An 8,770-nucleotide genomic window follows, 5' to 3' on the forward strand; every position below is an offset into this window, starting at 1 on the left:
ATTAAATTTATTAACCAATACCTCTCTGCTAGTCCTGTCAAGAAAAGCTATCGTTAATAATAATAGCTGGCTATAATGGTGTTAATGCTAATATTAATAAATGAAGCGAACTCATTATAATGAAACATATTTATCTTTTTTCAACACTTACGCTCATGACTATAACGGGTTGTTCGACAACTGAAAATGCTTGCGAAGATATAACAATCGCGAGTGAACAAATTCAAATGTGCCAGTCACTTCAACGCCAAATAGCAGAGGCTAAAGGTAAACCTATAAAACGAACTGAGTTAGAACGTCGTTATCAAGTTGACTGCATTGACATTCGCTACTATCGTGATGACAAACAGCCAGCAATTTGTGGTAATAAACAAAAAATTGGCGAAGAAATTAAAACGCTTAAAAAAGAGGCCAAGCAGTAAAAGATTAGGCCCTTACTCGCTTACTTTAAGGCAAACTTTAGGGGTTGCTTTTCTTAAAATTAATCATCAAATGAGTGTGTCATATGTTTAAAAAAATAGTCAGTTTAGTCTTCACTTGTAGCTTTTTATTCTCATGTCAGCAAGCCGCTGAAGAAGTGACTAAAAGAGATACAGCCAATACCGAGGCTATTTCAGCCGCAGAGGTATCAATCATGCCTAAAAAAAGTTTGTCTGCTAAAGTGGAACCTGAGCAAATATCATTTACCGCGACAATTAAATATATGAATTTAGAAGGGGGCTTTTTTGGATTAGTTTCTAAAGAAGGTAAGCATTGGTTACCGCTGAATTTAGAAAAAGAATTCCAAAAAGATGGCGCTGTTATCAAAGTAACCGGCAAAGCTATCACGGGTATGATGACTATTCAGCAATGGGGAACTCCTTTTTCAATTACTGATATTGAATTAATTACTGCAGCGAATAAAGCGCCTGAAAATAAGAACCTGCAGTAGCTTTACTTACAGATCGAAGGTTGCATCAATAATGTTAGATGACGATTTTTGCCTGAAATGATGATTTGATAGATACCACGATATTCTTGTTCTGTTATTGGTGATACAGAGCTTTGGCTTAGTAATTCTGCCAATCGTACCGTGGTGTTACTGTGTCCAAACACTACAGTGTTTTCTTGTTCTTTGATTAATTGCCAGGCGAGTTGCTCTAATTTATTGGGCGCATAATTTTTGATCGCAAGTTGTTGCTGTTGTGCTAGCGGTGTAGCCGTTGCCATAGTCCGTTGATAGCGCGTACTGTATATATTTTCTATTTCTGCATTCTGTAGAATACGCGCAAGTTCTTTTGCCCTATATGTACCACATTGTGTTAATCCAGAATCTTCTTGATCAGTTTTGTTTTCAGCATGACCAATTAAATAAAGGCTGTAGCTTTTACTTTCCTTTTGTACATAAGCGTTTTCAGTCGCATTAACGATTAAAAAAGGTATGTTGATAAAAAAAATTAACAGTAAAATTAATTTATTCATAACATACCTTTTTCGATTTATGCTTATTCACTATTAAAATAAACGATTCAAACCATTCAATGCAGCAACACGAAATGCCTCAGCCATCGTTGGATAATTAAACGTGGTATTAACAAAGTATTCAATGGTGTTACCGCCATTGGTTTGTTGCATAATTGCTTGACCAATATGAATGATTTCAGCCGCATTTTCACCAAAACAATGAATACCTAAAATTTCTTTAGTTTCGCTGTGAAAAAGTATCTTCAGTGAACCGACTAAACTATTTGATATTTGTGCTCTTGCTAAATGTTTGAACTGGGCGCGACCAACCTCATACGGAATTTTTGCCGCGGTCAGTTCTTGTTCTGTCTTACCAACAGAGCTTATCTCTGGAATCGTGTAGATACCTGTAGGAATATCAGCAATAAGTTTTGCTGTACTTTGGTGATCTATCATCGCTGAAGCCGCTAACCGGCCTTGATCATAAGCGGCACTGGCTAAGCTTGGGTAACCAATGACATCACCTACCGCATATATATTGTCGACACTGGTTTGATATTGATCGTTGACTTTTAGTTGCCCACGCCCATCTGCTGATAACCCTGCATTTTCAACTTTTAAGTCGGCGGTATTACCTGTTCGCCCATTAGCAAAGAGTAAACAGTCGGCGCGCATTTTTTTACCCGATTCTAAATGAACAACCACAGAGTCGTCGGATGCTTCAACTCGTGCAATCGCTTCGCCATGACGGATCACTACACCATTATTCCATAAGTGGTAGCTGAGTGAATCAGACATTTCAGCATCCAAAAAAGAAAGCAGTCTATCTCGGGTATTAATTAAATCTACCTTTACACCTAAACCTCTAAATATAGAGGCGTATTCGGAACCAATAACACCAGCACCATAAATAATGATAGAACGGGGATCATGCTTAAGCGATAAGATGGTATCTGAGTCATAGACTCGCGGATGGTTAAAATCAATATCTTTAGGTCGATAGGGATGTGAACCCGTAGCAATAACAATTTGCTTTGCCGTAATTTGCTCAATAGCGCCTTCGTTATTCACTATTCTAAGCGTATGGGCATCAATAAAAGATGCTTCACCCGAAATCAGTTCAACGCGGTTACGATCATAAAAGCCACTGCGTAACTGAACTTGTTTACGAATAACCGAAGAGGCATGTTTAAGAATAGCTGGGAACGTTAAGTGTTTTGCTTTTTCATGCCCTCTAAAAAGTGGACTCGCGTTATACTCAATGAGTCGGCTAACACTTTGACGTAAAGCTTTTGAAGGAATAGTTCCCCAATGCGTACAACCACCGCCAACGTCTTTATATCGTTCAACAATAGCAACACGTTTTTCTTTTTTAGATAGCTCCATAGCCGTACCTTCGCCACCGGGTCCGGTACCTATAATTATTGCATCGTAATCGTAATCGTTATTTGTTTTCTTCTTCGTTTTAGCTTTATTTTGAGTTGCCAAAATCTTGCCTTAAATTCCTACTAAGATAAAAAAATTTTAGCAGGAATTTAGACGTCTGACCATGTAAAAGCTTATTAATCTAAGGGGTTTATGCCAGTTGGGTTAATAAGCGTTGAAAATGCTGTTGTTGGTCTGCCAAGTGCTGCTTAAATTCTTGGTATTGCGCTGCTAATTCAGAGCTCTCAACGTCGGCGATTAATTTATCGCGCCTACTGGCAAGTAATTTTTTACGCACATCATAGTAGTCATTAATTCTACTAATGAGTAAATCATATTCTTGCTGTAGTTTTTCTCGCATTTGTTCCGCATTTGGATGAGAGAGTAACTTCTTCTGGCTACGTTTAAGTACCATAGCTAAGCGCGCTTTTTCAATTTTGTCATCTGGGTAAGTCCGCAGTTTTGAGGTAAGCTTCAAAAATTCACAACCTTTAATCAACCATTTAGTTGGATCAAACTGCCACCAACGAATGCCGTTACGATAATCATTTTCAAAAATATGATGATAGTTATGATAGCCCTCACCAAAGGTTAAAAAAGCAAGAAAGCCATTATCTCGTGCAGTATTTCTTTCTGTGTAAGTTTGTTTCCCCCAGATATGTGCCAAAGAATTAATGAAAAAAGTAGTGTGATGGCTTAACACTAGTCGCAAGAAACCGACTAAAAGTAAACTACTAATAATATCGCCGTGCCATAAACCAAATAAAATAGGTACACCAAAGTTCATCAATATTGTTAGCAACAAATAATTTCTGTGCTGCCACATTACAATAGCGTCTTTTTGTAAATCACGGGTATTGTCGTAATTAGCATATCGATGCGCTTGATACTCACGCAGCATCCAACCGATATGTGAATACCAAAAGCCTTTTTTAGCTGAATAGGGATCTTTGTCATTATTATCGACATGCTTATGATGAACTCTATGATCAGAAGCCCAATGTAATATACTATTTTGTAAGGCAAATGCACCACCTAGTGCAAAAATGAAACGTAGCGAAGCATGTGCTTGATAGCTTTTGTGCGACCATAATCGGTGATAGCCAGCAGTAATAGACATACCACAATAGATAAAGCAGCATAGTGCTACTACAAGTTCAGTGGTATCAAAACCGTGTGTTATTGCACGATACGGGACGCCAATTGCGGCAACTAAAAAGGTAATTAAAAACACACTAAAATTTAGCCAAACGATTTTAGGTTTATTCATGTAATAAGAATTCCATCAGTAAAAAAACAAACACTAAGTAAATTATTTCAGTGTACACGTGTACTCTATTTTAACTTTGATCACTTTTCAGTCAAGGTAATTTTTATTAAATTTTTTATCTTTAATCGATAATACTGTATTTAAATGTCGATGTTAGTGATCAAGTTTCTAGTAAATAGATGAAAATTCAGTATGATATAAACAGGCTAAAGTATAGGTTAATGAAGTCATGAGCGGGATCCGGGCACAGCAAAAAGAAAAAACACGTCGGCAATTAATTGATGCTGCTCTTGGGCAGTTAAGTAGTGAGCGTAGCTTTTCGAGTTTAAGCTTACGGGAAGTCGCTAAAGAGGCTGGCTTAGCACCAACATCATTTTATCGACATTTCTCTGATATGAACGAACTAGGTTTAACGCTGGTCGATGAAGCGGGTTTAACTTTGCGTCAATTAATGCGACAAGCTCGCCAACGTATTGAAAAAGGCGGTTCTGTCATTCAAATATCTGTCGTCACCTTTATGGAGTTTATTGAAAGTAATGGTAATATATTTCGCTTATTATTACGAGAGCGTTCTGGAACATCAGCTGCTTTTCGAGCGGCGGTAAATCGAGAAGTGCGTTATTTCACTTTAGAATTATGTGATTATCTACAGCAAGCAAATAAGTTGAATGCAGATGTGGCTTTTTTACAAGCCGATGCAGCGGTGACTATCGTATTTAGTGCTGGTTCTGATGCGTTAGATGTTGATAAAGAGGATCGTCGACAAATATCAATGCGAACCATTCAGCAGCTGCGCTTTATAGCACGGGGAGCTGCTGAATTTAGCAATAGGGGAGTAAAAAAGTAAAAATTTTACTTTTTACGTGAAAGTATCACACCTGTTTCAACATGGTGGGTATATGGAAACTGATCAAATAACGCAAATTTTTCAATATTGTGTGTCTTTATTAGTTCAACTAAGTTTTCTTTTAATGTCTCAGGATTACATGAGATATAGACAATACGTTCAAATCGGCTAACTAACTCTACGCTATCAGGGTCAAGGCCTGCTCTTGGTGGATCAACTAATACGGTATCGTAATTATAGCTTTTGAGATCGAAACCTTCTAAACGACGAAATACTCGCTCACCGTTCATGGCTTGACTAAAGTCTTCACTGGACATTCTTATTATATCAACATTGGTTAACTGGTTTGCGGCGATATTATTTTGTGCTGATTTTACTGACGTTTTCGATATTTCAGTCCCTAAAACCCGATCAAAGTTTTCAGCGAGTGCGATACTAAAGTTACCATTACCACAATAGAGTTCTATTAAGTCACCATCGATATTTTGTGTGCCTTGCTTTGCCCAAAGTAGCATTTGCTCATTAACGTGCCCATTAGGCTGTGTAAAACTATTTTCTACTTGCTCGTAGATATAAGTTTTATCGCCAACAGTTAACTTCTCAGTGACATAATCTTTATCAAGGATAAATTTTTGTTTTTTAGCACGGCCAATAATATCAACAGGGGCTATTGCTGAAAGGGTCGTTTTTAGTGTTGCTGCATCACTTAGCCACTCTTCATCTAATTGTCGATGATACAACAAGCTTATTAAAAGCTCGCCACTGAGTGTTGATAAAAAATCGACTTGAAATAATCGATGACGAAGTGAAGGTTTATCTTTAATTTCGTCAAGCAAGGCTTTCATGGCTTGATTAATTAGTTTACTGGCAACGGGGAAAGTGTCGACGCGATACTTTTCTTTCGTTTCACTATTAAACATAATATAAAATAAGTCATCATTGTCATGCCAGACTCTAAACTCTGCTCTTAATCTATAGTTTAATGGCTCTGATCGAAAAACATCAAAATTTGGTAAGTCAAAATCACTAAACAATTTAGCGATATCATCCTGTTTGTTATCAAGTTGTTTATCATAAAATTGTGGTGCAATGTGACTAAACATATATAAGCCTTAAACGTAGAAAAAATTAAACAATATTATACTCAACTATAGTGAGTATTACAGAGGCGCTGAGTTTAGCGATTGTGATTACTTTGTCTAGTCATTTGTCTATAATTTTCTTACAAGAGACTGAGTTTTTCCTAAAGTTTTACGAAAAAATGCCGATATAATAGCCATATTAAATTTAAGGATCTTTAGATCTTTGATTGTGTCTAATTAAAATTTAATTAGACACCGGAGAGTAACAATGAATAAAATTGATAATCAGACAAGGTTGCCGAATTATGTAGGGAAAAGTCGTAAAAGTGAACCAGCAAATAATGAAGTCGTTAAACGAGAAATGCCAGCAGAGTCAGTTAATACACTGGCATTAAACCATCGTGCTGCCATTACAATGAAAATTATATCTCAATCAATTTCTAGTCAGATTTCAGCAAATTTTCAAAAGATTACCGATAGACCACAAGCAACTAATGTAGTGATGAGTGATATCAGCAAAACAGCGTTAAGTGAAAGCGAACCAGCAACTAGCCTTTTTGATTTCGAAGCAGTGGTTCGTAATGTTATGGACTTTGTTAGCTCTAGTATTTTAGCTGCCCAAGCAAATGGAGTGAGTGAGGATAAGTTGAAAGAGATGTTTGAGCAGGGGCGTGCTGGGGCGAATTTAGGTATTGATCAAGCAAAAGGCGATTTAAAAGATCTCGCCATGCTTGACGATGACTTAAACCAAGGTATAGAAAAAAGTCGTACGCTTATTAATAAGGGGATTGACGACCTTTATGAACAAATGTTTCCTCCAGCCAATAAATCGAATGAGAAGATAGCGGAGTTAACGCCAAGTATCAGGTCTACAGCAATTGATAGCGAATTATACACAAGCAATTCAAAAGGTAGTGAGCTGAGTATTACCACTACTGACGGTGATGTCGTTTCAATATCATTTAGCGAATTACAAGAATATGCCAGTAAAGAAGCTTACCAGTATCAAGAGAGTAGCCAAGGGGGATCGACAAATTATAGTAGTACCAGTAGTCAGTATCATGAAATTAACTTTTCTTATAGCGTAGAGGGGGAACTTGATAATGATGAAAAAGCAGCCATCGAAGCATTAATTAAAGACGTAAATTCACTACAAAAAGACTTCTTTAATGGCGATGTTAATAAAGCTTTTGAAAAAGCAGTTGAACTTAGCTTTGATAATAAACAGATAACTAGTTTTAGTATGGACTTGCAGCAAACAAAAACCAGTTATGTTAGCCAAGCGTATACAGCAGTTGCAGAGTTGGATGATAAATTAGCGCCTAGTGTCGGAAAAGACCTGAGGCCTTTAATTGACTTTTTAGATCAGTTTAACCAGCTACAAGAACAAGCAGATAAAATATTGTCTAAGAATGATGATGCTTTTGGTCAGTTACTTGATGCGGTCTTTAAAGCTGAGTTTGGTGACGATAAAGTCGCTAAAGAAAAGTTCGATAAAGTAATAGATACGGTTAGGTCTGACAACATTAAGCTCTAATAGATAAAATAAACCCACGCTAACGTGGGTTTATTTAGGAAAACTTACCAAGAATAATGGTTATTCTTCTTCGAGACTTTTTTCTGGACGTTCCTTCGCTTCACGAACTTTCAAAGTACGCTGCTGAAATTCAGTATCATTAAGCGATGTAACAGCCGCATCAGCCGCATCAGCTGACATTTCAACAAAACCAAAACCACGACGCTTTCCAGTATGTTTATCTTTCATTAAACGAACAGAATGAACTTGACCATGTTCAGAGAATAACTCTCTGATCGATGATTCATTTGCTCGGTAAGGTAGATTCCCTACATATAACGTTTTTATTTCTTCATCAGCACTTTCTGCAGTAGTTGATGAACCTATAAGTGGCGCAATAAAAGTACTTACTAAAACTAATATCGCAGTAATTTCTGGTGAGCTGCCAATAACAGTTGATAAAATGTAAGCAATTACAGCAAATATTACTGCGACGATAAATGTTAACCCTTGAGGAGACTTCATATATGAATACCTAATTATTATTTTAAATTCTAAATTAAAAAACTAAATTGCAATGTCCCTGCTACCCAGCCTTGAATATTGTACAAAGTACAAAGTTGTAAAAAAGATAAGTGTAATTTATATGCAAATAACACCTTACTTATATTAAGCAAAAAATAAAAAGTTTACTACACTAAATAAGCATATTAATTAAAAGCACTATTTTAGTGCTTATATAAGCCACTTTAAGTGGATTATTATATAGGAGGAATATAATTGCTGATGTTTTTTGAGCGATTAGGAAGTATATTGCCCATATTGTTTTTATTTTCAGCAAACAAACATAAAGATGAAAATAGTACTTGATCCTTTTCAAAATATGTCTAGAATGCGCTCCAGTTCCAAGGGGTTCAGTCAAAACGAACCACGAAAGAGCTGTTTTGATAAGTTATCTACATCACTTTAGGGTAAAGTAGTTAACTTAACGTTCTATGGATAAGGTTTGAATCTTCGAAAAGAAACTTCAAATTAAATTAAATAAAACGTTGACATCAAAACTGAGAAGCGTATCATGCGCATCTCGCTTCAGGCAAGGCCTGCAGCAACGGAGCAACGCTCCAAAGGTATAAACGAATGGGTTTTATATCTAACTCTTTACTTTAGGTAAACGAGTTTTTCTTTAA

9 protein-coding genes are annotated in these 8,770 nt (G+C 36.5%); 4 read left to right on the top strand and 5 right to left on the bottom strand.

The window, feature by feature from the left end; all coding sequences use genetic code 11:
• The first annotated feature begins 119 nt into the window (after positions 1-119).
• Together H4J66_RS13285 and H4J66_RS13290 are read left to right on the top strand one after the other, a co-directional pair.
• On the top strand, positions 120-422 hold the full coding sequence (locus H4J66_RS13285; RefSeq protein WP_182175482.1) for a hypothetical protein: 303 nt from the start codon (positions 120-122) through the stop codon (positions 420-422).
• A gap of 83 nt (positions 423-505) precedes the next feature.
• Positions 506-931, top strand: a complete 426-nt coding sequence (locus H4J66_RS13290; RefSeq protein WP_182175483.1) for a hypothetical protein — start codon at positions 506-508, stop codon at positions 929-931.
• A 2-nt stretch (positions 932-933) separates the two neighbouring features.
• Here the strand turns inward: H4J66_RS13290 and H4J66_RS13295 are convergent, their stop codons facing one another.
• From H4J66_RS13295 to H4J66_RS13305, 3 genes are all read right to left on the bottom strand, one after another.
• Positions 934-1,461 (bottom strand): histidine phosphatase family protein, encoded by a 528-nt coding sequence (locus H4J66_RS13295; RefSeq protein WP_182175484.1) that lies wholly within the window; start codon positions 1,459-1,461, stop codon positions 934-936.
• A gap of 33 nt (positions 1,462-1,494) precedes the next feature.
• The gene (gene sthA / locus H4J66_RS13300; protein WP_182175485.1) at positions 1,495-2,931 is read right to left on the bottom strand and encodes a Si-specific NAD(P)(+) transhydrogenase; all 1,437 of its coding nucleotides are present in this window, start codon (positions 2,929-2,931) and stop codon (positions 1,495-1,497) included.
• An 88-nt stretch (positions 2,932-3,019) separates the two neighbouring features.
• Complete coding sequence (locus H4J66_RS13305) at positions 3,020-4,138, bottom strand: fatty acid desaturase (protein WP_182175486.1); 1,119 nt, start codon at positions 4,136-4,138, stop codon at positions 3,020-3,022.
• A gap of 229 nt (positions 4,139-4,367) precedes the next feature.
• Between H4J66_RS13305 and fabR the strand changes: the two genes are divergently transcribed.
• Positions 4,368-4,985 (top strand): HTH-type transcriptional repressor FabR, encoded by a 618-nt coding sequence (gene fabR / locus H4J66_RS13310; RefSeq protein ID WP_182175487.1) that lies wholly within the window; start codon positions 4,368-4,370, stop codon positions 4,983-4,985.
• Positions 4,986-4,990: 5 nt separating this feature from the next.
• On the opposite strand, the gene trmA is transcribed toward fabR, so the two are convergent.
• Positions 4,991-6,088 carry a tRNA (uridine(54)-C5)-methyltransferase TrmA gene (gene trmA, locus H4J66_RS13315; RefSeq protein ID WP_182175488.1) on the bottom strand — a complete coding sequence of 366 codons (1,098 nt, stop codon included), beginning with the start codon at positions 6,086-6,088 and terminating at the stop codon, positions 4,991-4,993.
• A 247-nt stretch (positions 6,089-6,335) separates the two neighbouring features.
• Between trmA and H4J66_RS13320 the strand changes: the two genes are divergently transcribed.
• On the top strand, positions 6,336-7,604 hold the full coding sequence (locus tag H4J66_RS13320; RefSeq protein ID WP_182175489.1) for a DUF5610 domain-containing protein: 1,269 nt from the start codon (positions 6,336-6,338) through the stop codon (positions 7,602-7,604).
• A 60-nt stretch (positions 7,605-7,664) separates the two neighbouring features.
• Here H4J66_RS13320 and H4J66_RS13325 read toward each other — a convergent pair whose 3' ends face one another.
• On the bottom strand, positions 7,665-8,108 hold the full coding sequence (locus tag H4J66_RS13325; RefSeq protein ID WP_182175490.1) for an RNA-binding protein: 444 nt from the start codon (positions 8,106-8,108) through the stop codon (positions 7,665-7,667).
• Positions 8,109-8,770: the final 662 nt, after the last annotated feature.

The sequence above is a fragment of the Colwellia sp. MB3u-55 genome, from assembly GCF_014076785.1.
In the GTDB taxonomy this organism is placed as follows: domain Bacteria; phylum Pseudomonadota; class Gammaproteobacteria; order Enterobacterales; family Alteromonadaceae; genus Colwellia_A.

Coding starts and splice junctions, on each gene's coding strand:
- H4J66_RS13285 (WP_182175482.1), top strand. CDS start 120: ATGAAACATATTTATCTTTTTTCAACACTTACGCTCATGACTATAACG.
- H4J66_RS13290 (WP_182175483.1), top strand. CDS start 506: ATGTTTAAAAAAATAGTCAGTTTAGTCTTCACTTGTAGCTTTTTATTC.
- H4J66_RS13295 (WP_182175484.1), bottom strand. CDS start 1,461: ATGAATAAATTAATTTTACTGTTAATTTTTTTTATCAACATACCTTTT.
- H4J66_RS13305 (WP_182175486.1), bottom strand. CDS start 4,138: ATGAATAAACCTAAAATCGTTTGGCTAAATTTTAGTGTGTTTTTAATT.
- fabR (WP_182175487.1), top strand. CDS start 4,368: ATGAGCGGGATCCGGGCACAGCAAAAAGAAAAAACACGTCGGCAATTA.
- trmA (WP_182175488.1), bottom strand. CDS start 6,088: ATGTTTAGTCACATTGCACCACAATTTTATGATAAACAACTTGATAAC.
- H4J66_RS13320 (WP_182175489.1), top strand. CDS start 6,336: ATGAATAAAATTGATAATCAGACAAGGTTGCCGAATTATGTAGGGAAA.
- H4J66_RS13325 (WP_182175490.1), bottom strand. CDS start 8,108: ATGAAGTCTCCTCAAGGGTTAACATTTATCGTCGCAGTAATATTTGCT.